Annotated in this window: 23 protein-coding genes; 17 read left to right on the plus strand and 6 right to left on the minus strand. The window is 63.4% G+C overall.

The features are described from left to right. The 4 genes from oxc to AB7F49_RS28935 form a co-directional block, all read left to right on the plus strand. Positions 1 to 1,137 (plus strand): oxalyl-CoA decarboxylase (gene oxc, locus AB7F49_RS28920; protein WP_428528889.1); only part of this gene is annotated, 1,137 nt, incomplete at its 5' end. Positions 1,138 to 1,510: 373 nt separating this feature from the next. Then, entirely contained in the window at positions 1,511 to 2,827 is a 1,317-nt protein-coding gene (gene frc, locus AB7F49_RS28925; RefSeq protein WP_428528931.1) for a formyl-CoA transferase, read from the plus strand. Positions 2,828 to 2,989: 162 nt separating this feature from the next. Beyond that, positions 2,990 to 3,916 carry a methionyl-tRNA formyltransferase gene (locus AB7F49_RS28930; protein WP_428528891.1) on the plus strand — a complete coding sequence of 309 codons (927 nt, stop codon included), beginning with the start codon at positions 2,990 to 2,992 and terminating at the stop codon, positions 3,914 to 3,916. A gap of 145 nt (positions 3,917 to 4,061) precedes the next feature. After that, positions 4,062 to 5,759 carry a formate--tetrahydrofolate ligase gene (locus AB7F49_RS28935; protein ID WP_428528893.1) on the plus strand — a complete coding sequence of 566 codons (1,698 nt, stop codon included), beginning with the start codon at positions 4,062 to 4,064 and terminating at the stop codon, positions 5,757 to 5,759. Positions 5,760 to 5,885: 126 nt separating this feature from the next. Here AB7F49_RS28935 and AB7F49_RS28940 read toward each other — a convergent pair whose 3' ends face one another. Continuing rightward, on the minus strand, positions 5,886 to 6,566 hold the full coding sequence (locus AB7F49_RS28940; protein WP_428528895.1) for a hydrolase: 681 nt from the start codon (positions 6,564 to 6,566) through the stop codon (positions 5,886 to 5,888). A gap of 110 nt (positions 6,567 to 6,676) precedes the next feature. Here AB7F49_RS28940 and AB7F49_RS28945 point away from each other — a divergent pair, with 110 nt between their 5' ends. After that, on the plus strand, positions 6,677 to 7,582 hold the full coding sequence (locus AB7F49_RS28945) for a LysR family transcriptional regulator (protein WP_428528897.1): 906 nt from the start codon (positions 6,677 to 6,679) through the stop codon (positions 7,580 to 7,582). A 73-nt stretch (positions 7,583 to 7,655) separates the two neighbouring features. Continuing rightward, the gene (locus AB7F49_RS28950; RefSeq protein WP_428528899.1) at positions 7,656 to 8,345 is read left to right on the plus strand and encodes a glutathione S-transferase family protein; all 690 of its coding nucleotides are present in this window, start codon (positions 7,656 to 7,658) and stop codon (positions 8,343 to 8,345) included. Positions 8,346 to 8,428: 83 nt separating this feature from the next. Here the strand turns inward: AB7F49_RS28950 and AB7F49_RS28955 are convergent, their stop codons facing one another. Continuing rightward, the gene (locus AB7F49_RS28955) at positions 8,429 to 9,325 is read right to left on the minus strand and encodes a LysR family transcriptional regulator (protein WP_428528901.1); all 897 of its coding nucleotides are present in this window, start codon (positions 9,323 to 9,325) and stop codon (positions 8,429 to 8,431) included. Between the two features lie 112 nt (positions 9,326 to 9,437). Here AB7F49_RS28955 and AB7F49_RS28960 point away from each other — a divergent pair, with 112 nt between their 5' ends. From AB7F49_RS28960 to lpxD, 4 genes are all read left to right on the plus strand, one after another. After that, positions 9,438 to 11,171 (plus strand): NAD(P)H-dependent oxidoreductase subunit E, encoded by a 1,734-nt coding sequence (locus AB7F49_RS28960; protein ID WP_428528903.1) that lies wholly within the window; start codon positions 9,438 to 9,440, stop codon positions 11,169 to 11,171. 106 nt (positions 11,172 to 11,277) lie between these two features. Next, a complete protein-coding gene (locus AB7F49_RS28965) occupies positions 11,278 to 11,709 on the plus strand; it encodes an endonuclease domain-containing protein (protein ID WP_428528905.1) in 432 nt (143 codons plus the stop codon). Continuing rightward, positions 11,706 to 14,504: a formate dehydrogenase subunit alpha gene (fdhF, locus tag AB7F49_RS28970; protein ID WP_428528907.1), complete on the plus strand. Its 2,799-nt coding sequence runs from the start codon at positions 11,706 to 11,708 to the stop codon at positions 14,502 to 14,504. Before AB7F49_RS28965 ends, fdhF begins: the two co-directional genes overlap by 4 nt. 192 nt (positions 14,505 to 14,696) lie before the next feature. Further along, positions 14,697 to 15,674, plus strand: a complete 978-nt coding sequence (lpxD, locus tag AB7F49_RS28975) for a UDP-3-O-(3-hydroxymyristoyl)glucosamine N-acyltransferase (protein ID WP_428528908.1) — start codon at positions 14,697 to 14,699, stop codon at positions 15,672 to 15,674. Here the strand turns inward: lpxD and AB7F49_RS28980 are convergent. Continuing rightward, positions 15,664 to 16,752, minus strand: a complete 1,089-nt coding sequence (locus AB7F49_RS28980; RefSeq protein ID WP_428528910.1) for a LysR family transcriptional regulator — start codon at positions 16,750 to 16,752, stop codon at positions 15,664 to 15,666. The genes lpxD and AB7F49_RS28980 overlap by 11 nt on opposite strands. On the opposite strand from AB7F49_RS28980, the gene AB7F49_RS28985 reads away from it, so the two are divergent. From AB7F49_RS28985 to AB7F49_RS29010, 6 genes are all read left to right on the plus strand, one after another. Further along, positions 16,718 to 17,698, plus strand: a complete 981-nt coding sequence (locus tag AB7F49_RS28985) for a Bug family tripartite tricarboxylate transporter substrate binding protein (RefSeq protein WP_428528912.1) — start codon at positions 16,718 to 16,720, stop codon at positions 17,696 to 17,698. The two genes, AB7F49_RS28980 and AB7F49_RS28985, sit on opposite strands and share 35 nt — an antisense overlap. A 35-nt stretch (positions 17,699 to 17,733) precedes the next feature. Further along, the gene (locus AB7F49_RS28990; protein ID WP_428528914.1) at positions 17,734 to 18,546 is read left to right on the plus strand and encodes a TauD/TfdA dioxygenase family protein; all 813 of its coding nucleotides are present in this window, start codon (positions 17,734 to 17,736) and stop codon (positions 18,544 to 18,546) included. A gap of 88 nt (positions 18,547 to 18,634) precedes the next feature. Continuing rightward, the gene (locus AB7F49_RS28995) at positions 18,635 to 18,823 is read left to right on the plus strand and encodes a hypothetical protein (RefSeq protein ID WP_428528916.1); all 189 of its coding nucleotides are present in this window, start codon (positions 18,635 to 18,637) and stop codon (positions 18,821 to 18,823) included. Between the two features lie 2 nt (positions 18,824 to 18,825). Next, entirely contained in the window at positions 18,826 to 19,011 is a 186-nt protein-coding gene (locus AB7F49_RS29000; protein ID WP_428528918.1) for a hypothetical protein, read from the plus strand. A gap of 67 nt (positions 19,012 to 19,078) precedes the next feature. Beyond that, positions 19,079 to 19,492: a hypothetical protein gene (locus AB7F49_RS29005; RefSeq protein ID WP_428528920.1), complete on the plus strand. Its 414-nt coding sequence runs from the start codon at positions 19,079 to 19,081 to the stop codon at positions 19,490 to 19,492. Between the two features lie 59 nt (positions 19,493 to 19,551). Next, on the plus strand, positions 19,552 to 20,838 hold the full coding sequence (locus tag AB7F49_RS29010; protein ID WP_428528921.1) for a hypothetical protein: 1,287 nt from the start codon (positions 19,552 to 19,554) through the stop codon (positions 20,836 to 20,838). A 41-nt stretch (positions 20,839 to 20,879) separates the two neighbouring features. Here AB7F49_RS29010 and AB7F49_RS29015 read toward each other — a convergent pair whose 3' ends face one another. The 3 genes from AB7F49_RS29015 to AB7F49_RS29025 form a co-directional block, all read right to left on the minus strand. Next, positions 20,880 to 21,122, minus strand: coding sequence for a DUF3297 family protein (locus AB7F49_RS29015; protein ID WP_428528923.1), 243 nt, complete (start codon positions 21,120 to 21,122; stop codon positions 20,880 to 20,882). A 68-nt stretch (positions 21,123 to 21,190) separates the two neighbouring features. Further along, on the minus strand, positions 21,191 to 21,595 hold the full coding sequence (locus AB7F49_RS29020) for a hypothetical protein (protein ID WP_428528925.1): 405 nt from the start codon (positions 21,593 to 21,595) through the stop codon (positions 21,191 to 21,193). Between the two features lie 127 nt (positions 21,596 to 21,722). Next, complete coding sequence (locus tag AB7F49_RS29025) at positions 21,723 to 22,808, minus strand: Kelch repeat-containing protein (protein WP_428528927.1); 1,086 nt, start codon at positions 22,806 to 22,808, stop codon at positions 21,723 to 21,725. A gap of 103 nt (positions 22,809 to 22,911) precedes the next feature. Here AB7F49_RS29025 and bioB point away from each other — a divergent pair, with 103 nt between their 5' ends. Beyond that, positions 22,912 to 23,904, plus strand: coding sequence for a biotin synthase BioB (bioB, locus tag AB7F49_RS29030; RefSeq protein WP_428528929.1), 993 nt, complete (start codon positions 22,912 to 22,914; stop codon positions 23,902 to 23,904). Positions 23,905 to 24,051: the final 147 nt, after the last annotated feature.

A 24,051-nucleotide genomic window follows, 5' to 3' on the forward strand; every position in this document is an offset into this window, starting at 1 on the left:
GATGCGGCGCCGGCCCAGATTCCCGCGCCCGACGCGGTCAACCGCGCGCTCGATGTGCTCAAATCGGCGAAGAAGCCGCTGATCATCCTCGGCAAGGGTGCCGCCTACGCGCAATGCGACGACCTGATCCGCCAGTTCGTGGAAAAGAGCGGCGCGCCGTTTCTGCCGATGAGCATGGGCAAGGGCCTTCTCCCCGACACGCACCCGCAATGCGCGGGCGCGGCGCGCTCGACGGTGCTGAAGGATTCCGACGTCGTGATGCTGATCGGCGCGCGGCTGAACTGGCTATTGTCGCACGGCAAGGGCAAGGCCTGGGGCGACGCCCCGAAGAAATTCATCCAGATCGACATCGAGCCGAAGGAGATGGACTCCAACGTCGAGATTGCGGCCCCGGTGGTCGGTGACATTGGTTCCTGCGTATCGGCGATGCTGGCCGGCATGGGTGCGAACTGGCCGGCGCCGCCTGCCGACTGGGTCAATGCGGTCAGCAAGAAGCGCGAAGAAAACATCGCGAAAATGGCGCCGCGCCTGATGAACAACAACTCGCCGATGGATTATCACGGCGCGCTGGGCGTGCTTCGCACCATCATCAAGGAGCGGCCGGACGCAATCCTGGTCAACGAGGGGGCCAACACGCTCGACCTCGCGCGCGGCATCATCGACATGTATCAGCCGCGCAAGCGCATCGATGTCGGCACCTGGGGTATCATGGGCATCGGCATGGGTTACGCCATCGCGGCCGCGATCGAGACCGGCAAGCCGGTTCTCGCGATCGAGGGCGACTCGGCCTTCGGCTTCTCCGGCATGGAGATCGAGACCATCTGCCGCTACAAGCTGCCGGTCTGCGTGGTCGTGTTCAACAACGACGGCATCTATCGCGGCACCGACGTCAACAATGCGGGCTCCGACCCCGCGCCGACCGTGTTCGTCAAGGGCGCCCGCTACGACAAGATGGCAGAGGCTTTCGGCGGCGTCGGCGTCAACGCGACGTCTCCGGACGAGTTGAAGCGCGCCGTCAATGAAGCGATGGATTCCGGCAAGCCGACGCTGATCAACGCGGTGATCGATCCGGCGGCAGGCAGCGAATCGGGGCGCATAGGCAACCTCAATCCGCAGAGCGCGCTGAAGAAGAAGTGATGCGGCTGTCATTCCGGGCGCGGCGTAGCCGCGAACCTGGAATCCAGTCACGAAAACTGGTGTTGGTATTCTGGATTCCAGGTTCTGGCGCTGCGCGCGAGCCCCGGAATGACGAAGGAGAATTTCGATGGCCAAACGGAAAGCGAAAAAGCCGGCAAAGGCGCGTAAGCCCGCCAAGAGGGTCACGACGCAACGCAGCAAGCCCGCGGCAAAGAATGCGACGAGCAAGCGTTCCGCGACGAAAAAGCCGAAGCTGCTTCGTACCGTCGCCGGAGGGCTTGCTACAGCAGCCCTTGCAGCGGGAACTGCCGCCGCGGCAATGAAAGGCGCGCAAGCCCTACGAAAGAGCAAGAACGGCAATGGCAGGGCCGCGATGCCGGCACCCTCGAAAAAGCCGTTCGGCCAGGCCGGCAAGGCGCTCGACGGCGTGCGCATCCTCGACTTCACCCATGTACAGTCCGGCCCGACCTGTACCCAGCTGCTCGCCTGGTTCGGCGCGGATGTGATCAAGGTCGAACGCCCGGGGGTGGGCGACATCACCCGCGGCCAGCTGGTCGATGTGAAGGGCGCGGACTCGCTTTACTTCACCATGCTCAACCACAACAAGCGCTCGATCACGATCGATTCCAAGCATCCGCAGGGCAAGCGCGTGCTCAACGAGCTGATCAAGAAATGCGACGTGCTGGTCGAGAATTTCGCCCCCGGCGCGCTCGATCGCATGGGGTTCACCTGGGAGCATATCCACAAGCTCAATCCGCGCATGATCGTCGCCTCGGTCAAGGGGTTCGGCCCCGGCCCGTACGAGGATTGCAAGGTCTACGAGAATGTCGCGCAATGCACCGGCGGCTCGGCCTCGACCACCGGATTCCGCGATGGCCCGCCGCTGGTCACCGGCGCCCAGATCGGCGACAGTGGCACGGGCCTGCATCTCGCGCTCGGCATCGTGGCGGCGCTCTATCAGCGCAACCGCACCGGCCGTGGCCAGAAGGTGCTTTGCGCGATGCAGGACGGGGTGCTCAACCTCGCGCGCGTCAAGCTGCGCGACCAGCAGCGGCTGGCGCATGGCCCGCTCACCGAATACAGCCAGTATGGCGAAGGCGTCCCGTTCGGCGAGGCGACGCCGCGCGCCGGCAACGATTCTGGCGGCGGACAGCCCGGCTGGATCCTGAAATGCAAGGGTTGGGAGACCGATCCCAACGCCTACATCTATTTCATCACCCAGGCGCCGGTCTGGGGCGCGATCTGCGATCTGATCGGCGAGCCGTCCTGGAAGACCGATCCGGAATACGCCACGCCGCGCGCGCGGTTGCCGAAGCTGAAGGCGATCTTCGCGCGCATCGAGGAGTGGACCATGACCATGACCAAGTTCGAGGTCATGGAAAAGTGCAACGCGGTCGACATCCCGGTCGGCCCGATCCTGTCGATGAAGGAAATCGCCGAGGACGAGTCGTTGCGCAAGACCGGCACCGTGGTCGAGGTCGACCATCCGGTTCGCGGCACGTATCTGACCGTCGGCAATCCGATCAAGATGTCGGACTCGATTTCCGATGTGAAGCGTTCGCCGCTGCTTGGCGAGCACACCGACGAGATCCTGACCAAGGTGCTGGGCCTCGACAAGAAGACCGTAGCCGAGATCAAGGGCTCGGGTGCCCTGTCGGCGCCGGAGAAGGAAGGCAAGGCAGCGGCGTAACAGGTCTCTTGTCCCGGACGCAGTGCAGCGCGAAGCGGTGCACCGCAGGTCCGGGACCCACAAGAAAATGGTGCGTGCGAAGGTCCCGGTTCTGCATCGCACCACTTCGCTTCGCTTGTGCTGCGATGCGCCCGGGACACGAGGACGGAGTTAGGGGGACATATGCGTATCGTGGTCCACGGCCAGCAGGCCTTCGGCAAGGCCGTGCTGGAAGCACTGCTGAAGCGCGGCGAGAATGTCGTCGCCGTCTATGTCGCGCCGGAAAAGCCGGGCGCCAAGGCCGACCCGCTGAAGGAAGCGGCGCTCGCCGCCAAGCTTCCGGTCTTTCAGCCGGACTCCTACAAGAAGTCGGAAGTGTGGGAGCAGTTCAGATCGCTCCAGCCCGACCTGCAGGTGATGGCGTTCGTCACATTGTTCGTGCCGGAAGAGTTTCTCAACATCCCGACGCACGGCTCGATCCAGTATCACCCCTCGCTGCTGCCGCTCTATCGCGGCGCCTCGGCGATCAACTGGCCGATCATCAAGGGTGAGAAAGAGACCGGCCTGTCGATTTTCTGGCCCGATAACGGGCTCGATACCGGCGACATCCTGGTGCAGAAGAAAACGCCGATCTCCGACAAGGATACGCTCGGCACCGTCTATTTCGACCGCCTTTTTCCGATGGGCGTCGACGCCATGATGGAATCGGTCGATCTGGTGAAAGCCGGCAAGGCGCCGAAGATCAAGCAGGACCACTCCAAGGCGACCTACGAAGGCATCTGCGGCCCCGGAAATGCGCATGTCGATTTCGGCAAGCCGTGGGAGCAGATCGACCGGCTGATTCGCGGCTGCAATCCGGCGCCCGGCGCGTGGGCGACAATCAACGGTGCCAGGCTGAAAATCTTCGAAGCCACCCCGCTGCCCGCCCGCGACCCAAAGGGCATCGCCGGCAAGGTCGGCGAAGTGGTGGTGGTCGACGCCGACAGCGTCACCGTCGCCTGCGCCGACGGACGCATCAAGCTCACGCGCGTGCAGGCGGATGGGCCGAAAGTGGGCGCAGGAGAATGGGCCGCGTCCGCGAAGATCGAAAAGGGTGCGCGCTTTACATGAGTTTCTCTCTGCGTCATTCCGGGGCGCCACGAAGTGGCGAGCCCGGAATCCATACACGCGAGTCGTGGTTATGGATTCCGGGCTCCTCGCTGCGCTCGGCCCCGGATGACGATTTAATAGTTTTCCTCCTGACGGATCAGCAACCATGCCCGCCTCGCAACATCAGAAGCCGCTCTCCGATATTGAAATCGCCCAGGCCGCCAAGATGCGGCCGATCGTCGACGTCGCCAGGGAGCGGCTCGGCATCGATGCGAAAAATCTCGAGCCCTACGGTCACTACAAGGCCAAGGTATCGCTGGACTACATCAAGTCGCTGGCCGGCAAGAAGGACGGCAAGCTGATCCTCGTCACCGCGATTTCGCCGACGCCGGCGGGCGAAGGCAAGACCACGACCACGGTCGGCCTCACCGACGCGCTGAATGTCATCGGCAAGAAGGCAATGTGCGCGTTGCGCGAGCCATCGCTGGGCCCCTGTTTTGGCGTGAAGGGTGGTGCGGCGGGCGGCGGCTACGCCCAGGTCGTGCCGATGGAAGACATCAATCTGCATTTCACCGGCGACTTCCACGCTATCACCTCGGCGCACAACCTGCTCTCGGCGCTGATCGACAACCATATCTACTGGGGCAACGCCACCGGCATGGACTCGCGCCGTGTCGCCTGGCGCCGCGTCCTCGACATGAACGACCGCGCCTTGCGTGAGATCGTCTGCTCGCTCGGCGGCGTCGCCAACGGCTATCCGCGCGAAGCCGGCTTCGACATCACGGTGGCGTCGGAAGTCATGGCGATCTTCTGTCTCGCCAAGGACCTGAACGATCTGAAGCAACGGCTCGGCAACATCATCATCGGCTATACCCGCGATCGCAAGCCGATCCGCGCCCGCGAGGTGAAGGCCGACGGCGCGATGACCGCTCTGCTCAAGGATGCGATCGCCCCGAACATGGTGCAGACGCTGGAAGGCACACCGGCCTTCATTCATGGCGGCCCGTTTGCCAATATCGCGCATGGCTGCAACTCGGTGTCGGCGACCACCGCTGCGCTGAAGCTCGCCGATTACGTCGTGACCGAAGCCGGCTTCGGCGCCGATCTCGGCGCCGAAAAGTTTCTCGACATCAAGTGCCGTAAAGCAGGTTTGAAGCCGGATTGCGTGGTGATCGTCGCCACCATCCGCGCGCTGAAGATGCATGGCGGCGTCAAGAAAGAGGACCTGAAGAAGGAAGACCTGAAGGCGCTGGAAGCCGGCATGTCGAATCTTCAGCGCCACATCGAGAACATCAAGAAGTTCAATCTGCCGGCGGTGGTCTCGATCAACCGCTTCTCGGCCGACACCGATGCGGAAATCGCGCTGGTGAAGGAAAAATGCAAGGCGCTCGGCGTGGAAGCGCTGATGGCCGATCACTGGGCCATGGGCGGCGAGGGTGCGGCCGATGTCGCCAGGGCCGTGGTGAAGATCATCGACGAGGGCAAGGCCGACCTGAAGCTGCTCTATCCCGACGACATGCCGCTGTTCGAGAAGATCCGCACCATCGCCAAGGAGATTTACCGGGCCGATGACGCAACCGCCGACAAGTCGGTGAAGGATCAGCTCAAGGCCTGGGAGGAGATGGGCTTCGGCAAGCTGCCGGTCTGCATCGCCAAGACCCAGTATTCGTTCTCGACCAATCCGGACGCCAAGGGCGCGCCGACCGGGTTCAATATCCCGGTGCGCGAAGTGCGGCTCTCGGCGGGCGCGGAATTCATCGTCGCGATCTGCGGTGAGATCATGACGATGCCGGGCCTGCCCAAGGTGCCGTCGGCGGATTCGATCGACGTCAACGCCGAAGGCCGGATCGTCGGGCTGTTCTAGGTTTTCCGGCGGCTCCGTCCTTGTCATGCCCCGCGAAGGCGGGGCATCCAGCAAACTATCGAAACTATTGTGTTTACTGGATCGCCCGCCTGCGCGGGCGATGACAACGGGGACAACGCGCGTCTCTTACTTCGCCGGGTTCGGCCCGACGCGTGCGCCGTGCTTCACGCGCTCCGCCGCCTTGTGCACCAGCGTGTAGGCGTAATCCACGCCCATGCCATAGGCGCCCGAATGTTCCTGCACCAGCGCAATGGTCGCGTCGTAGGTTTTCTTGCGCGCCCAGTCGCGCTGCCATTCGAGCAGCACCTGCTGCCAGGTCACCGGGACGACGCCGGCCTGCACCATGCGGTCCATCGCGTATTTCTGCGCATCGGCGGATGTTGCGCCCGATGCATCGGCGACCATGTAAATCTCGTAATCGCCCTCGCTCATCGCCGACAGCGCGAACATCAGGTTGCAGACCTCGGTCCACAACCCCGACACCACGATCTTCTTCCTTCCGGTCGCGGCCAGCGCATCGCGCACATTCTGGTCGTCCCAGGAGTTCATCGACGTACGCTCGAGAATCTTGTTCTCCGGGAACACCGCGAGCAGCTCCGGATAGGTGTGGCCGGAAAAGCTTTCGGTCTCGACCGTGGTGATGGTGGTCGGAACGTTGAACACCATGGCGGCCTTGGCGAGCGCGACGACGTTGTTCTTCAGGGTCTGCCGGTCGATCGACTGGACGCCGAAGGCCATCTGCGGTTGCTGGTCGATGAACAGGACCTGGCTGTTCTCGGGGGTGAGGAGGTCGAGGAAGTTGGCCATGGGTCTCTCCGTTGAGTGGCTCGTTCGATGTGATGCAAGACCCTATTCCGATGATTTAATCGCAACAATCTGGTAATATATCAACATATTGGTTCCAAAAAGGACGCAATGTGGACCGTCTGGATGCAATGAAGGCCTTCGCGCGGGTGGTGGCCAGCGGCAGCTATGCGGAGGCAGCGCGGCAGCTCGGGCTGACGCGGTCGGCAGTGTCGAAGGCGGTGACCGAACTGGAGCATCATCTCGGCGCGCGGCTGCTCGATCGCACCACACGGCGCGTGGCGCCGACCGAAGCCGGGCGCGCCTATCACGAGCGCGTCGCCGGCATTCTCGCCGATGTCGAGGAGACCGAGGCCGCGGTCTCGCGCCTGCATGTCGAGCCGAAGGGATTGCTGCGCGTCAACGCACCGATGTCGTTCGGCACGCTCTATCTGTCGGCGGCGATCGCCGATTTCATGGTAGCCTATCCCGATCTGCGGATCGAGGCGATCATGAATGACCGCTTTATCGATCCGCTCGAAGAGGGCGTCGATGTGACGGTGCGGATCGGCGTTCTCAGCGATTCGAGCCTGATCGCGCGCAAGCTGGCGCCCGCGCGGCGCGTGCTGGTCGCGTCACCCGGCTATCTGGAAAGTCACGGCGTTCCGGCCGCACCGGCCGATCTCGCCGCTCATCGCGCGCTCAATTTCGGACATGCATCGGGACCGCAGCGATGGCAATTGCAGGATGGCGACGAGGTCACGACCGTGCCGATCGACCCGATCCTGTGTTCGAACAACGGCGATGTCCTGCGTGCCGCTGCGATTCACGGTAACGGCATCACGCTGTTGCCGACCTTCCTGGTCGGGCCGGATATCGCGGCTGGCCGCCTCTCGATCGTGCTGCCGGGTCATCCGCCGGTTGGTCTTGGCATCTATGCGCTTTATGCGCCGAACCGGTATCTGGCCGCCAAGACGCGTGTGTTCGTTGATTTCCTGTCCGCCCGCTTCGGCGACCGGCCGGAATGGGACCGGTTCTGAATCGTACAGTTAGGCGCTTTCGCGGGGGCGGCCGGTTGGATAGGATCGCGGCCCCAAGTGAGGACAGAAACCAATGCTGAAATTCTACTACAGCGGCGCACCCAATCCGGTGAAAGTCGCGCTCTTTCTCGAAGAGGCCGGTATTCCCTATGACGCGATCCCGGTGGATACCCGCAAGGGCGAACAGCACAGCCCGGACTATCTGAAAATCAATCCGAATGCCAAGGTGCCGGCGATCGTCGACGGCGACGTCACGGTGTTCGATTCCAACGCGATCCTGCTTTATCTCGGCGACAAGACCGGCAAGTTCATGCCGCCGCCGTCGGACAAGAACCGCGGCGAATTGCTGTCCTGGCTGATGTTCGTCGCTTCCGGCGTCGGACCGTTCTCCGGGCAGTCGGTGCATTTCCGCCATTACGCGCCCAAGGACGGTTCCGACTATGCGGTCAACCGCTATGTCTACGAGGCGCAGCGCCATTACGGCGTGATCGATGCGCGGCTCGCCACCCGGAAATACATGGTGGCGGAGACGTATACCATTGTGGACATGGCGCTGTGGGGCTGGGCGCGGATGGCGCCGTTCGTCGCCGGCGACGACACATGGGCGAAGTTTCCCAATCTGAAGCGGCTGATGGACGAAATCGGCGCGCGTCCGGCCGCGAAGATCGCTGGCGCGTTGAAGGATCGCCACGCCTTCAAGACCGAAATGGACGACGAGGCCCGCAAGGCCATGTTCCGCCACATGGACGTCAAGGTGGCGTGAGAAGCGGCCGCTCATTCCCGCGAAAGCGGGAATCCAGTTCTTCGCACTGGGTCCCCGCTTTCGCGGGGACGAGCGGATGCTGATCAGGCCTCGCCCATCTCCTTGGCCACGCGTCTGGCTTCCGCGACCAGCGCCGCGGTGAGCGGCGTCATCGGCTCGCGCGCCGGCACCACAAGTCCGATGGTGTGCACCGCTTCCGGCTCAACGATCGGGATCGCGCGGATGGTGTCGGTCAGTCCGAGCGTCTCGGCGAGCTTGGAGGGCATCACCGTCGCCCAGCGCCCGGTTCGCACATGCGCGAACAGCACGACCACCGAGTTCGATTCCAGCGTGGGCTGCGGATCGCCGCCCGCGGAGCGCAGCAGTTCGTCGATGATGCGCCGGTTCTGCATGTCGGGCGTGAGCAGGCAGAGCGGCACGCGTGACACCTCCGCCCAGGTTACGCGGTCGCGGTTGCCGAGCGGCGCATCCGGCGCGGTGAGAAGCTGGTAGCGTTCCTGATAGAGTGGCACGGTGTTGACCCGGCCAAGTGGCTCGTTGTCGAGATAGGTGATGCCGGCGTCGATCTCGAGATTTTCCAGATGCGTCAGCACCTGGATCGAGTTCTGCGACAGGATCGTGAAGCGCACGTCCGGATGGCGCGCGCGATAGGGTGTGGTGATGGCGGCCACCATCGCCAGCGCCGTCGGGATCGCCGCGATCTTGAGGCGACCGGTGAGGCCCTTCTTGAGCGCGGAGATTTCCTGCCGCATGGCGCGAGCGTCGCTGACGATGCGCCGCGCCCAGTCGAGCGTGCGCTGGCCTTCCGGCGTGAATCCGATGAAGCGTGAGCCGCGCCGCACCAGCAGCACGCCCAGCGTTTCCTCGAGCTGCTTGATGCCGGCCGAGAGCGTGGGCTGCGTCACCCCGCAGGATTCCGCGGCCCGTCCGAAATGCTCCTCGCGCGACAGCGCCATCAGGTATTCGAGCTTGTCCAGCATGCCTTGAAAACTAGCGCGTTCTCAGAGGCCTGGAAAGGATGATAGAAAATCTCTATCGAGGCATTGGTTGTTGGGGATTGTTCTAAGGAGGCTGCTTCGCGATGGTATCGCTATGAGCGCGACAGACACACTAACCCGTTCCCAGCCCTTGAGTTTTGACGGTTCCGGCGGCCGCGGGCGGCGTGCCCGGAAGACCCCCAAAGGCCGCCAGGTCGACACCACTGCCCTTGAAGAGATTCAGGGCCTGCTGACCGACCGGCCGCGCCGGCGCGATCTTTTGATCGAGCACCTTCATCTCATCCAGGACAAATACGGTCATCTCTCGGCCGCGCATCTCACGGCGCTTGCGCAGGAGATGAAGATGGCGCTGGCCGAGGTCTACGAGGTCGCGACCTTCTATGCGCATTTCGACGTGGTGAAGGAAGGCGAGACGCCGCCGCCGGCCGTCACCGTGCGCGTCTGCGACTCGCTCTCCTGCGCGATGGCGGGATCGGAGCGGCTGCTCGAGGAACTGAAGGGCAAACTCGGCGAAGATGTGCGCGTCGTCCGCGCGCCCTGCATGGGCGCGTGCGAGCGGGCGCCGGTTGCCGCGGTCGGGCATGCTCAGACGTTTCACGCGAACGTGGACAATGTGGCCGAGGCGGTGAAGCGCGGTGCGCATGCACATGCGGCCACGCCGGATGCCGACTTCGACGCCTATTGCAAGGCGGGCGGCTACACGCTGCTGAAGGATTGCCTCGACGGCAAGCGCACGCGCGACGAGATCATCAAGATCGTCAGCGATGCGGGCTTGCGCGGTCTCGGTGGCGCCGGTTTTCCGACCGGCCGCAAATGGTCGCTGGTGCGCGCGGAACCCGCGCCGCGACTGATGGCGGTGAACGGTGACGAGGGCGAGCCCGGAACCTTCAAGGACCGTTATTATCTCACGCGCGATCCGCACCGCTTCATCGAGGGCATGCTGCTCGGCGCCTGGGTGGTCGAGGCGCCGGATGTGTATTTCTATCTGCGCGACGAATATCCGGAAGTGCGCCTGCTGATATTGAACGAGATGGAGAAGGTCGAGGCGGCTGGCCTTGTCCGGCACACGCGCTTCCATATGCGCCGCGGCGCCGGCGCCTATATCTGCGGCGAAGAAAGCGCGATGATCGAATCGATCGAGGGCAAGCGCGGGCTGCCGCGGCATCGCCCGCCCTATGTCGCGCAGGTCGGCTTGTTCGGCCGGCCGACGCTGGAGCAGAATGTCGAGACGCTGTACTGGATCCGCGACATCGTGGAGAAGGGCGTGTCGTGGTTCACCTCCCATGGCCGCCATGAACGCAAGGGCTTCCGGTCGTTCTCGGTGTCGGGTCGCGTCAGGGAGCCGGGCGTGAAGCTCGCGCCCGCCGGCATCACGATGCGCGAACTCATCAATGAATATTGCGGCGGCATGCAGGACGGCCACGACTTCAAGGGCTTCCTGCCGGGCGGCGCGTCCGGCGGCGTGCTGCCGGAAAGCATGGCCGACATCCCGCTCGATTTCGGCACGCTGGAACCGCATGGTTCGTTTGTCGGCTCGCACGCGGTTGTGATCCTGTCGCAGCATGACGATATGAAAGCCGTCGCGCTGAACCTGATGAAGTTTTTCGAGGACGAGAGCTGCGGGCAATGCACGCCCTGCCGCGTCGGCACCGAGAAGGCGGTCAGGCTGATGGAGCAGGGGCCCTGGAATGAGGGTCTGCTGAACGAGCTGTCGACCGCGATGCGCGATGCGTCGATCTGCGGGCTCGGGCAGGCTGCGCCGAACCCGTTGCAGAGCGTGATGAAGCATTTCCCGGAGGATCTCAAAAAGCCTCTGAAGGGCTGGTGAGCGTTTGGATTTGATGAGGACACTGGCTGTCACGTCTGTACCCCTCCCCCTTGTGGGGAGGGGTGGCGCCGCAGGCGCCGGGGTGGGGCCATTGCGAGAAAGAAAGATGCCGCATACGGCGATCGCAAAGCGGACCAGGCAGCATGCGCAAAGGATGCGCCGTGCGCCGACAGATGCCGAGCGTCGCATGTGGTTCATCCTGCGTACACTTAAGCCACTCGGCATGCACTTTCGCCGGCAGGCGCCAATCGGCGCGTACGTCGCAGACTTTGCCTGGTATGAAGGCAAGTTGTTGGTCGAAATCGACGGCAGTCAGCACGCGGATCGTCAGTTGTCTCACGACCTGAAATGCACCGCATGGCTCAAGTCGCAAGGTTATCGCGTGCTGCGCTTCTGGAACAACGATGTGCTGAAAGCGCCCCGGAGCGTCGGTGAGGCTATTCTCGCCGCGCAAGCTGACATGAAGACCCCACCCCCGGCCCCTCCCCACAAGGGGGAGGGGAGAACGGCTGTGCAAGCCGATGGAATGCGATCATGACCGAGAACCCGAAACATCTGCACGGCGAAGCCTGCATCACCTTCACCCTGGACGGGCGGCAGGTGCATGCGCATGACGGCGAGACCATCTGGCAGGTGGCCAGGCGGGAAGGCATCGACATTCCACATCTGTGCTACACGCCGGAGCCCGGCTATCGGGCAGACGGCAATTGCCGCGCCTGCATGGTCGAAATCGAAGGCGAGCGCGTCTTGGCGGCAAGCTGCATCCGCACCCCGACCGAGGGCATGAAGGTCAATGCCTCGAATGATCGCGCGCAGACCGCGCGCAAGATGATCTTCGACCTCCTCGTCTCCGACCAGCCGGAACGCGCGACCTCACACGATCCGATTTCGAAATTCTGGAATTGGGCCGACAGGATGGGGATCGAGACCGGCCGATTTCCGGAGCGCGAAAAGATGCCGGCGCCGGACCGCAGCCATGTGGCGATGGCGGTCAATCTCGACGCCTGCATCCAGTGCAATCTGTGCGTCCGGGCCTGCCGCGAAGTGCAGGTCAACGACGTCATCGGCATGGCCGGCCGCGGCCATCACGAGAAGATCGTGTTCGACTTCGACGATCCCATGGGTCAGTCGACCTGCGTCGCGTGCGGCGAATGCGTGCAGGCCTGCCCGACCGGCGCATTGATGCCGTCGACGCTGGTCAACGCCGACAATGTCCGCACCGAATATGCGGACAAACAGGTGAATTCGGTCTGCCCCTATTGCGGCGTCGGCTGCCAGCTCACCTACAATATCAAGGACGACAAGCTGCTCTATGTCACCGGCAAGGACGGTCCGGCGAACGAGAACCGGCTCTGCGTGAAGGGCCGCTTCGGCTTCGACTATGTGCACAATCCGCAGCGCATTCTGAAGCCGATGATCCGCAAGGAGGGCGTGCCGAAAGTCCCGCACGAATTCATCGATCCGGCCAATCCCTGGACGCATTTCCGCGAAGCCACCTGGGACGAGGCGCTCGACAAGGCGGCGCAGGGCTTTCTGAGAATCCGCGAGCAGCAGGGCCCGAAGGGGCTCGCCGGCTTCGGCTCGGCGAAATGTTCCAACGAGGAGGCCTATCTGTTTCAGAAGCTGGTGCGCACCGGCTTCGGCACCAACAATGTCGACCATTGCACGCGGCTCTGCCACGCCTCGTCGGTCGCAGCGCTCCTCGAAGGCGTAGGCTCGGCGGCCGTGTCGGCGACCTTCAACGAGGTGAAGAATTCCGATGTCATCATCGTGATCGGCGCCAACCCGACCGAGAACCATCCGGTCGCGGCCACTTTCTTCAAGCAGGCCGCGAAACGCGGCGCCAAGCTGATCGTCATGGACCCTCGCGGTCAGGCGCTGAAGCGCCATGCCTGGCGGATGATGCAGTTCAAGAACGGCGCCGACGTCGCGATGCTGAATGCGATGCTGAACGTCATCGTCACCGAAAACTTGTACGACAAGCAATATGTGCAGACCTATACCGAGGGTTTCCCGGCACTGGCCGAGCACGTCAGGGACTTGACGCCGGAAGAGATGGCGCCGATCTGCGGCATCGAGCCGGACGTGCTGCGTGAAGTGGCGCGCACCTTCGCGCGCGCCGAGAATGCCATCATCTTCTGGGGCATGGGCGTGTCGCAGCATACCCACGGCACCGACAATGCGCGCTGCCTGATCGCGCTGTCGCTGATCACCGGCCAGATCGGCCGGCCGGGCACCGGGCTGCATCCGCTGCGCGGCCAGAACAACGTGCAGGGTGCCTCCGACGCCGGCCTGATCCCGATGTTCTTCCCGGATTACAGGTCGGTGGAGAATCCCGAAATCCGCGGTGCCGCCGAGAAGAAATGGGGCGTGCAGCTCGATCCGAAGCGCGGGCTGACCGTGGTCGAGATCATGAACGCGATCCACAACGATGTGATTCGCGGCATGTATGTCATGGGAGAGAATCCCGCGATGTCCGACCCCGATCTCAACCACGCGCGCGAGGCGCTCGCCCATCTTGAGCACCTCGTGGTGCAGGATATCTTCCTCACCGAGACCGCGGTCTATGCAGATGTGGTGCTGCCGTCATCCGCCTGGCCGGAGAAGGACGGCACCGTCACCAACACCAACCGTCAGGTGCAGATGGGCCGAGCCGCATTGCCGTTGCCGGGCGACGCGCGGCAGGACTGGTGGATCACGGTGGAGATCGCAAAGCGCATGGGCCTGAACTGGACCTATACGCATCCGCGCGACGTCTATCCGGAAATGGCGTCGATGATGCCGGCGCTGGACAACATCTCCTGGGACCGTGTCGAGCGCGAGGACGCGGTGACCTATCCAGCCGATGCGCCGGACAAGCCCGGCCGTGACGTGGTGTTCGAGAACGGTTTCCCTCGTCCGGGCGGACTCGGCAAGCTGGTGGCGGCAAAGCTGACCCCGCCCGACGAGACCCCGGACCACGATTATCCGTTCATTCTGTCGACCGGCCGCCAGCTCGAACACTGGCATACCGGCTCGATGACACGCCGCGCCACCGTGCTCGATGCACTGGAACCAAGCGCGATCGCGCAGGTGTCGCGCGGCACGCTTGCCAAGCTCGGCATCCGTCCGGGCGACATGATTCGTGTCTCGACGCGGCGCGGCAGTGTGGAATTGCAGTCGCGCCAGGACGATGCGGTGCCGGACGGCGTGGTCTTCATCCCCTTCGCCTATGTCGAGGCGGCGGCGAACCTGCTCACCAATCCGGCGCTCGATCCGTTCGGAAAAATTCCCGAATTCAAGTATTGCGCGGCCAAGGTGGAAGCGGTTCCGCTGCGCGAGGCGGCGGAATAGGCGTCCGCGTTGTGTCGGGAATGTGGCGTCACCTTGAACGGCTCCAGCGTTGATCGTGCAATGTAGAGTTGCTGGATCGGCGCTTGTGTTCCGCTGGACTTGGGGATAGCAGCTGGCCTTCCTCAAGGACGAAGCATGCAGCCCGCATCGACAGGCCATATCCGCTTCTTTCAGCGAAGCGGGCCACACCGCTTGGCCGAAATCGCAAACGCAGCGGGCGGAGTGGTGGCCTCGGAGCACGAGCGGGTGTTCGAAGGCGTCGCGCCATTGCAGACCGCCGGACCGCAGCAGGTCAGCTTTCTGGACAACAGGCGATACGCAGCGCTGCTCGAGGTGACGCGCGCAGGTGCGGTGATCGTCCATCCGGACATGCAGTCGCGGGTACCGCAGAGCGCGGTGGCGATCGTGATGGCCGACCCCTATACCGGCTGGGCGAAGGTCGCAAAACTGTTCCACCCGGCACGGGCGGCCTCTCCCGGCATTCATCCTTCGGCGGTCATCGACGAAGCCGCAACCATCGATCCGTCGGCGGATATCGGACCGCTTTGTGTCATCGAGGCGGGCGCCGAAATCGGTCCGGGATGCCGCATCGGGCCGGCTGCCGTGATAGGCAGCGGTGTGGTGCTTGGCCGTGACTGCCGGGTCGGCGCACATGCCAGCATCAGCCACGCCTTGCTCGGCGATCGGGTCTATGTCTATCCGGGCGCACGGATCGGGCAGGAGGGTTTCGGCTTTGCGGTAACCAAGAGCGGCTTCGTCACCGTGCCGCAACTGGGTCGCGTCATGCTGCACGACGACGTTGAGGTCGGCGCCAACTCGACGGTCGATCGTGGTTCGGCGGGTGACACCGTCATCGGCGCAGGGTCGCGCCTCGATAATCTGGTTCAGATCGGGCACAATGTGGTGCTGGGCCGCTGCTGCATTGTGGTTGCGCAAGTGGGCATTTCCGGTTCCACGATCCTCGGCGATTTTGTTCAGGTCGGCGGTCAGGCCGCCATGGCAGGACACATCAGGATTGGCGATGGCGCGCAGATCGGTGCGCAGGCCGGCGTGATTTCCGATGTCGAGGCCGGCGCGCGGATGCTCGGCAGCCCGGCGCAGCCGAGCCGCGAATTCTTTCGGCAGGTTGCGACGCTGAAACGGATGAGTGCCGACCGCCTTAAAGACTGAGCGCGCGGGGCGCCGCGCCGGCCAGGGCCTGCTGCAGCACCTGTCGCAGCACCGCGGCGATCCCCTCGGCCAGCAGGGTCTGCGGCCGCCGCGCCGGCGTCACCAGCGCAACCGTACTCTTCAGGCTGGGCCGCATGATCGGGCGCGCGACAATACCGGCGCCCGACATTCCGGCGCGCACCACGTTGTAGGGCACGACTGCGTGGCCATAGCCTTCCCGCACCAGCTGCAGCATGTTGGCGATGGCGTCGATCTCCAGGACGATCCGCAACTTCATGCCGCGCCGGGCGGCTTCCGCCTCGACCATCGAACGGATCGGGTGCGGCGCGGTCGGGGAAATCAGGTCGAATTTTTGGAGCGCGCCGAACCCGATCGGTCCGCTGCCGGCACCGCGCGCCGCGCTGAGGAGGCAGGTCGACTCGGTCAGGATCGGTTCGACCCGCAGCAGCGGGGAGGGCACGACGTTGTGGACCACGGCGACGTCGATCCGCCCGGCCAGGAGCCGCTCCTGCAGGGACACGCTCAGCGCCTCGATGATGGTCAGCTCGGCGTTGCGATAGCGTTCGCGCACCGCGCGTACGACCGGCAGGGTCAGCACCTGTCCGATCGAGGGCGGCAGTCCGATGACGACCCTGCCGGCCAGATCGGCCTCGCTGCCGGTGACCGCATGCCGCGCGCCGTCGAGTTGATGCAGGATGCCCTTGGCATGCACGAGAAAGCGCTGTCCGGCATCGGTGAGCATGGCGCCGCGCCCGTTGCGATGCAGGAGATCGAGCTTCAAAGCGCTCTCCAGCGCGCGGACCTGCCGGCTGATCGCCGGCTGGGTCATGCCGAGCACCGCGGACGCGCGGCTGAAACTGCCGAACTCGGCCACCTTCACGAAATATTCGAGCTGACGCAGGTTCATCGGACGCTCGCTTGGATATGCCTGATCGGCATAATTGATAGAGAGCTTTGTCAAATTGTATCCGCTGCGGCGTCTGCGTAAAGTCGCTGCGCTGGACCAGGACTTGCCGGACCCGACGCAGCCACGGAGACCCGACATGACAGCCAGACTTCCCGGAATTGCGCTCGCCATCGGAGCGCTCGTTTTCACTTGCGTTGCCGGCGAGGCGCCGGCGCAGACTTATCCCGACCGCTCTCCGGCGATGGTGGTCACCTTCGCAGCCGGCGGCTCTTCGGACGTGCTCGCGCGCGCGGTCGCGGCCGCAATGTCGCAGGGCCTCGGCAAACAGATCGTGGTCGAGAACCGGCCCGGCGCGGGCGGCAATATCGGCGCCGAGGCCGTCGCGAAGTCGACGCCCGACGGCTACACGATGCTGTTCGGCACCAACGGGACGCTCGGCATCGGACCCGCCCTGCACAAGAACCTGCGCTACGATCCGCAGAAAGACCTCGTGCCGGTCGGCATGCTGCATCAATTGCCGCTGGTGCTGATCGTCAACCCGCAGGTACCTGCGACCAATCTTCGCGAACTGATCGACTATGCGAAGAAGAATCCCGGCAAGCTCACCTTCGCCTCCGCCGGTGTCGGCTCGGCCTCGCACCTGACCACCGAACTGTTCAAGATCGCGGCCGGGATCGACCTGCTGCATGTGCCTTACAAGGGCGGCGGGGCGGCCACCCCCGACCTGATCTCCGGGCAGGTGTCGATGATGCTCGAAACAATACCGAATGCGCTGCCGCTGGTGCGCGGCGGCCAGATGCGGGCGCTTGGGGTGACCACGAAGGAGCGGTCGCCCAACGCGCCGGACATTCCGACATTCTCGGAATCCGGAGTGCCGGGATTTGATGTCGGCGCCTGGACCGGCCTGTTCGTGCCGGCCGGCACGCCGAAGGACATCGTCGAGCGGCTGAACAAGGAAACCGTGCGGATCGCCAGCGATCCGGCCTATGTCGCGCAGATCAGGAAGATGGGAACCGACGTCGCAAGCTCGTCTCCGGAAGCCTTCCGCGCCTTCGTTGCGAAGGACGTGCAGAACTGGACGGACGCGATCGAGCGGTCCGGCACCAAGACGCAATAGCGCGCGGCGCCCGCAGCATTCACTGGAGTTCGACCATGTCCTACGAATCGATCACGGTCACCCCGGTCTCGCCGCATATCGGCGCCGAGATCGGCAACATCGACCTCACCAAACCGCTTCCCAACAATCAGGTCGAAGAGCTGCACCGGGCCTTCATCCAGTTTCAGGTGATTTTCTTCCGCGACCAGAAAATCTCCTTCGACGACCAGATCAGGCTTGGGCGCTATTTCGGTCCGCTCGGCCAGCATGTCGGCAAGTCGACCATCAGCAAGACCACCGAGAACCCTTACGTCCGCAAGTTCCACTACGACGAGACATCGAAGCAGATTTCCGGCGAGAATTTCCACTCCGACCAGTCCTGTGCGGAAATCCCGCCGCTCGGCTCGATCCTCTACAATCACACGGTGCCGCCGGACGGCGGTGGCGACACCATGTTCGCCTCGATGTATGCCGCCTATGAGGCGCTGTCGCCGCGCATGAAGACCTATCTCGACGGGCTGACCGCCACCCACGATGGCACCCGCGTATTCGGTCCGGGCACACCGGTTTCGGTTCACCCTGTCATCATCAGGCATCCGGTCAGCGGAAAGAAGGTGATCTTCGTGAACACCGACTTCACCGCGAAGATCAACGACCTGCCCCGGCTGGAGGCCGATCGCCTGCTGCAATTCCTGATCGACCATTGCAATAAGCCGGAATGGACCTGCCGCTTCCGCTGGCGGCCGCATTCGATCGCGTTCTGGGACAATCGCTGTACCCACCACAAGGCGATCTGGGACTATTGGCCGAATGTGCGATCCGGCTTCCGCATCCAGGTCGAGGGCACCGAGCGGCCGGTGGCAGGCTGAGCCGGGCCGGATGGCCGTGCCGTTCTTGATCAGGATCAACAGGCCCCGGGTCATTGCGCGCTATGAATGTCTTTCACGGGAGGAAGACATGGCGGACGCGGAGGCGAGTTTCGAGCGCGCGCGCAGAGCGTTCCGGCTTGCGGCCGAAGCCAGGACCATCGCGAGCATGCGGGTGCAGGCCGAGCTTGGCTTGGCCTTGCTGGAACATGCGGAGACGTCGTCGGCTGTCGTAGCGCTGGATTCCCGGCGGGCGCCGCGCGTACAATCCGACGGGTAGTCATGCGCGAAAGCGAACGACTTCTCGACCTCGCGCGCAAGTCCTTCGAGGACGCCGCGGATTGCGAAAATCCCGCGCAGATGAAGTTGCACGCCGATATGGGCCGCCGTTATCTGGAACAGGCGGAAGCGGCGGCGCTTCGCGAAAAGCGCATGGCAGCCGGGAACGGCGAACACACCCAAAGTTGAACGGCGTCCCGATCCGCGCAATTGCGCCTGGAGCCGGCATGCGGGAGATTGCGGCACGGAGATCCCCATGCACCGGCTCGCCATCGCTTTATCGGGAATGCTGGTTTGGACCGGCGCAGTCTGGACCGGCACCGGTCTGGCGCAGACCGCGGCGCCGTCACCGGGCATTCCCTACGACACGGTCGCCGCAGCGCTTGCTGCACTGAAGGCCAAGCCGGGCGTGAAGTTTTCGACCGGCGACGGCTGGACCTTCGCGGACGACACCGACGGCGCGCAATGGTCGTTCACGCCTCCCAACCACTATGCCAATCCGTCAGTCGGGCGGCGCGAACTGCATCAGCAGGGCGGCCGGTTTTTCGTCGTGACCCGCATCCTCTGCGAGGCGCAGAAGCCGGCCTGCGACAGACTGAACAAGGACTACGAGCGGCTGAACCAGCGTATGAACGAGGCGATCCAGCGCGACCTGCAGAAGAAGAAATAGAGCGTCTGGCTTGCGTTCCGCGGCAGACGCGGCCCTCTCTCCCAGCGGCGGGGACGACCATGAGACGCGTTTTGCTGATTGCGGCGCTCTTATCCGGAATGGAGTACGGAATTGCAGGCGACGATTCCAGCACGCCAGACAACGATGATACCGGCTTCAACAACAGTTTTGAGAAAGCTCAATCGTTGGGATTGGTCGGTGTTCCTGAGAAGGACGGTAAACTAAGGGCGGCTGTTTTCGAGGGAAGAATCGGGCAGGTTGTGAACAAATGGGACAGCGTTGATTTTCTGAAGTTCGGCTTACCTGCAGGAAACTTTTCTGTTCATTTGCGGCTCGAAGAATCGCCGCATACGACGCAGATTCTTGAAATATTCGACAGCAGGCGAAATCAACTTGGGCCGACCTTGAATGGCAACGCTCATGAGGAAACCACTCTTCAACTTTCAAAAGGAGAGTACTTTCTGAAAATTCAGACCAGCAGAGATTACACAGCTGATCCAAAGCGATCCTATCGGATGTCGGTCACGCCCACACTTATTCCGAACGTTGACCAGGGCGCGCTTGCATGTGCGATCGGGGCAGCTTCAAAAGGAAACGCTGGCCAGCAGCAGAAAATTATCGGTTCGGTCAGTTGGGACAAGCCGCGTGATGTGTATCATTTCTATACCCCGTCCGGCGCCGTGATCACAGGGAAAAAGTTCGAATATGACAAGTCGTACACTGTGCAGCTTGTTTTGCTGCCGCAAAAAAAGACCTTGCTGTTGTCGGGTCGAGATGAAGCAAATTCGCGCGAAATCCGTGTCGATCCAGGTCATTATTGTTTAGAAATCGAAGATCCGTACGTCAAAGGAACAAGAAACTATCGCGTGGACTTATGGGCCGAACCAACAAATGCTCGACCTCCAAATTCCAGTCGTCAAGCAGCGCACCAGCTGACGTGGTACGACCTCGGTCCATTGTCGACAAACGGAAGTTATGCGAACAGGGAACGTTACCTGAACCCGTCACCATTCCCACCGCAGCTGAACAAGGGTCAGCAATATGTACTGCGGGAGTGGATCGAAAGGACCCGTCAGCAACAGTGGTTCTTGTTCAAGCTAGACGGACCGGGAACCTTGACTCTTGGTCTTTATGGCCATCTTCGGCTCTTGGGAGTTGAAGTTACAGATCAAAAAGGTGAGACGTTGTCCGTCGCTGCCGGACGGGAGGCTGACCCCTCAGCGAAGAGACTGGCGCCTCTTTCTCTGAAAGCTGATTTGGCTGCGGGATGGTATTATGTCAAAGTGAGCTTTCTCAGCAGCACCGGGGATCACACGCCGTATCAGATGGAATTGGTGTTCAGGTAATTCTTCGATTCCAAATGTAGGCGGCGAACCGGCGCAGCATATCAGCCTCGGTCCTTGAAATAGGGCTCGACCGCGCCCTTCAGCTTGATGGTCAGCGGCTTGCCGTGGCGGTCCCTGGCATTGCCGGCGGCGACGCGAATCCATCCCTCGCTGATGCAATATTCCTCGACATTGGTCTTCTCCTTGCCGGCGAAACGGATGCCGATGTCCCGTTGAAGCAGCGCCTCGTCATAGAACGGGCTGTCGGGATCGTTGGATAGGCGGTCGGGCAGCGTGTCGTCCATGGCACGTTTCTCGCGGGTCGGGTTTGCGTCCTCCTAGGCCTTCCCCGCTTCGCGCGCAACGCTCAACCTCAGCGGCCGGCTTCGAGGTGGCGGCCCAGTTCCTCGATTTCCGCTTTCGAGAAATGGCGCGCCCCCACAGCCATGAAATCCGGCCAGGGGCCGTCCTTGAACACGCAGGTACCGATCTTGATGCCTTTGGTCCGGTCGCGGAACGGCACCTCGATCCGCAGACGGCCGTCCGCGGCCTTCGCCCGGTTGCCGGGGGCAAGCGTCACCTTCGGTGCGACAAGCTGGAAGTCCGACGGCTCGGCGAGCGTCTGGCGCGTGAGCGCCACACAGATCTGCTCCGGGGTATAATCGGCCGCCGGCGCCGGCATTGCGACCGGCATGGCCAGTGTCAACGTTGCCAGCATTGTCGCGATCGGGCTGCGCGTCGCGGCACCCTGGTGTCCGGAATCCGAAGTCCGCTTCATTCTGCGGCTTGCTGGTGAGCGGATTTCGGATTCGAAGGACACCGGCAAACCTGTGATTCTCGTGTGGTCCGGATTCGGAAATCCGCCTGAAGGGAGTGCTGCAAGAACCAACCGGTTTCCCAACCCCCTAGTCCAGCGTGAACGCCTCGTGGACCGCGCTCTGGATCGAGCCCCCCATCACCGGACCACCGCCCGCGACGTGGATGAAGTTGCCGATCGCGGCCGCGCCAAGCCCATGACGCGGGGTCGGCATCGGCGCATAGGATTCCCAGATATCGCGCTCGATATCGTAGCCTTCGTTCTGGCCGTAGACGCGGTTCGTGCCTTCGCCGCCCATCACGAAAATCTTCCCGTTCAGCAACACCGCGCCATGGCCCGAGCGCGCGGTGGGAAGCGGCGCGCGAGGCTCCCATTTGTCGGTCTTCGGATCGTAGACATGGTGCAGGTTGGAGTTGGTGTGGAATGAATCCACCCGGCCGCCGATCAGGTGGATTTTGCCGTTCACCGCAAGTGTGCCGGTATGATCGCGCCCGGTCGGCATCGGCGCACGCGCGCTCCATTGGTCGATGCGCGGATCATAGACCAGATGCCAGTCGACCGATTTCTTGGTCGGGAAGGTATCTCCGATCGCGCCGCCGATCGCATGCAGGTGTCCGTTGACCGCGGCGCAGCCAATTGCCGCGAATGGCTTCGGCAAGGGCGCAATGCCTCGCCAGGTTTCGCCGTCGAGCACGAAGCAGAGATTGTCGGGCTTGCGGTTCTGCTCGATGAAGCCACCGATGGCGTAGAGTTTTTCCTTGACCACGACGATGCCGACATGGTTGGCGCCGCGCGGCAGGAACGGCGCGTCCAGCCACTTGTCGGAGCCCTGGTCATAGACATGGTGATAGGGCCGGTCGACTCGCTGCTCGCCATATCCGCCGACCACATGCATGCGATTGTTCAGCGTCGTGGCCCAGGCCATCTCGCTGCGCGGCAGCGGCAGCGGGGCCTTGGCCACCCAGCGGCCCTGTCGGGCCGCAGGCGGTGCCGGAGATTCGAACACATGCTGCAGCTTCATGGTGTCGAGCGGCGGCTTCTTGATCTTCGGATCGGTGAGGTGGGAATAGACCGGATCGTGCCCGGCATGGTGCTGTGCATGGGTCTGGTTGAAAACAGCCGGTGCCGCGACGGTCGCGCCGAGGCCCGCCAGTATCGTCCGCCGTGAAATCATCCCCGCTCCCCGTCCGCTATCGCCCGCTCGCCAGCTTGGCTTGGCGGCGGCACTATGACATGAAGCCACAGGCGCAATGCAAGAGCCGGGTTGAGACCTGCCGATGACCCTTGGAACCTACGAAAAGGCCGGATTTCCGGATGCGGACGGCGCGATCCGGCACGACTGGACCCGCGCCGAAATTCGCGACCTGTTTGCCCTGCCTTTCCCGGAACTCATGTTTCAGGCGCAATCGGCGCACCGTGCCAATTTCGATCCGGCCGAGGTGCAGGTCTCGACGCTGCTCTCGATCAAGACCGGCGGCTGCCCCGAAGATTGCGCCTATTGCCCGCAGAGCGCGGCATACGACACCGGGGTCAAGGCCGAGAAGCTGATGAGCCTCGACAAGGTGCTGGCCGAGGCGCAGGCGGCGAAGGATGCCGGCGCCAGCCGCTTCTGCATGGGCGCGGCCTGGCGCGAGCCCAAGGACCGCGATCTCGACAAGGTCTGCGCCATGATCGAAGGCGTGCGCGCGATGGGGCTGGAAACCTGCGTCACGCTCGGCATGCTGACCGGTTCGCAGGCGACGCGGCTGAAAGCCTCCGGCCTCGACTATTACAACCACAACCTCGACACTTCGCCGGAATTCTATGGCGCGATCATCACCACCCGCACCTGGCAGGAGCGGCTCGACACGCTGGAGCATGTGCGTGACGCGGGCATCCATGTCTGCTGCGGCGGCATCGTCGGCATGGGGGAGGGCGCGGAAGACCGCGTCGGCATGATCCACGCGCTCGCGACGCTGCCGGTGCATCCGGAGAGCGTGCCGATCAACATGCTGGTGCAGGTCCAAGGAACGCCGCTGGCCAGTGGTGCCGGAATCGATGCGATCGAGTTTGTGCGCACCATCGCGGTCGCGCGCATCACCATGCCGCGCTCGATGGTGCGGCTGTCGGCCGGGCGCGAGGACATGACCGACGAGACCCAGGCATTGTGCTTTCTTGCCGGTGCGAATTCCATCTTCTACGGACCGAAACTGCTGACGACGGCGAATCCCGCGGCCGACCGCGACCGGCGATTGATGGATCGGCTCGGCCTGCGCGCCATGCAGGTGTGATTGCGAACGTACGATTGACTGCGTCCGCTCTTACCCTCCCCCTCGTGGGGAGGGTCGATCGACTGAGCGAAGCGAAGGAGATCGGGGTGGGGTCTTATGATGGGGAAACCTCTTTCGCGTGTGAAAGTCCCCACCCCGCCTGCCTCA

The organism is Pseudorhodoplanes sp., from assembly GCF_050250235.1.
Lineage (GTDB): Bacteria > Pseudomonadota > Alphaproteobacteria > Rhizobiales > Xanthobacteraceae > Pseudorhodoplanes.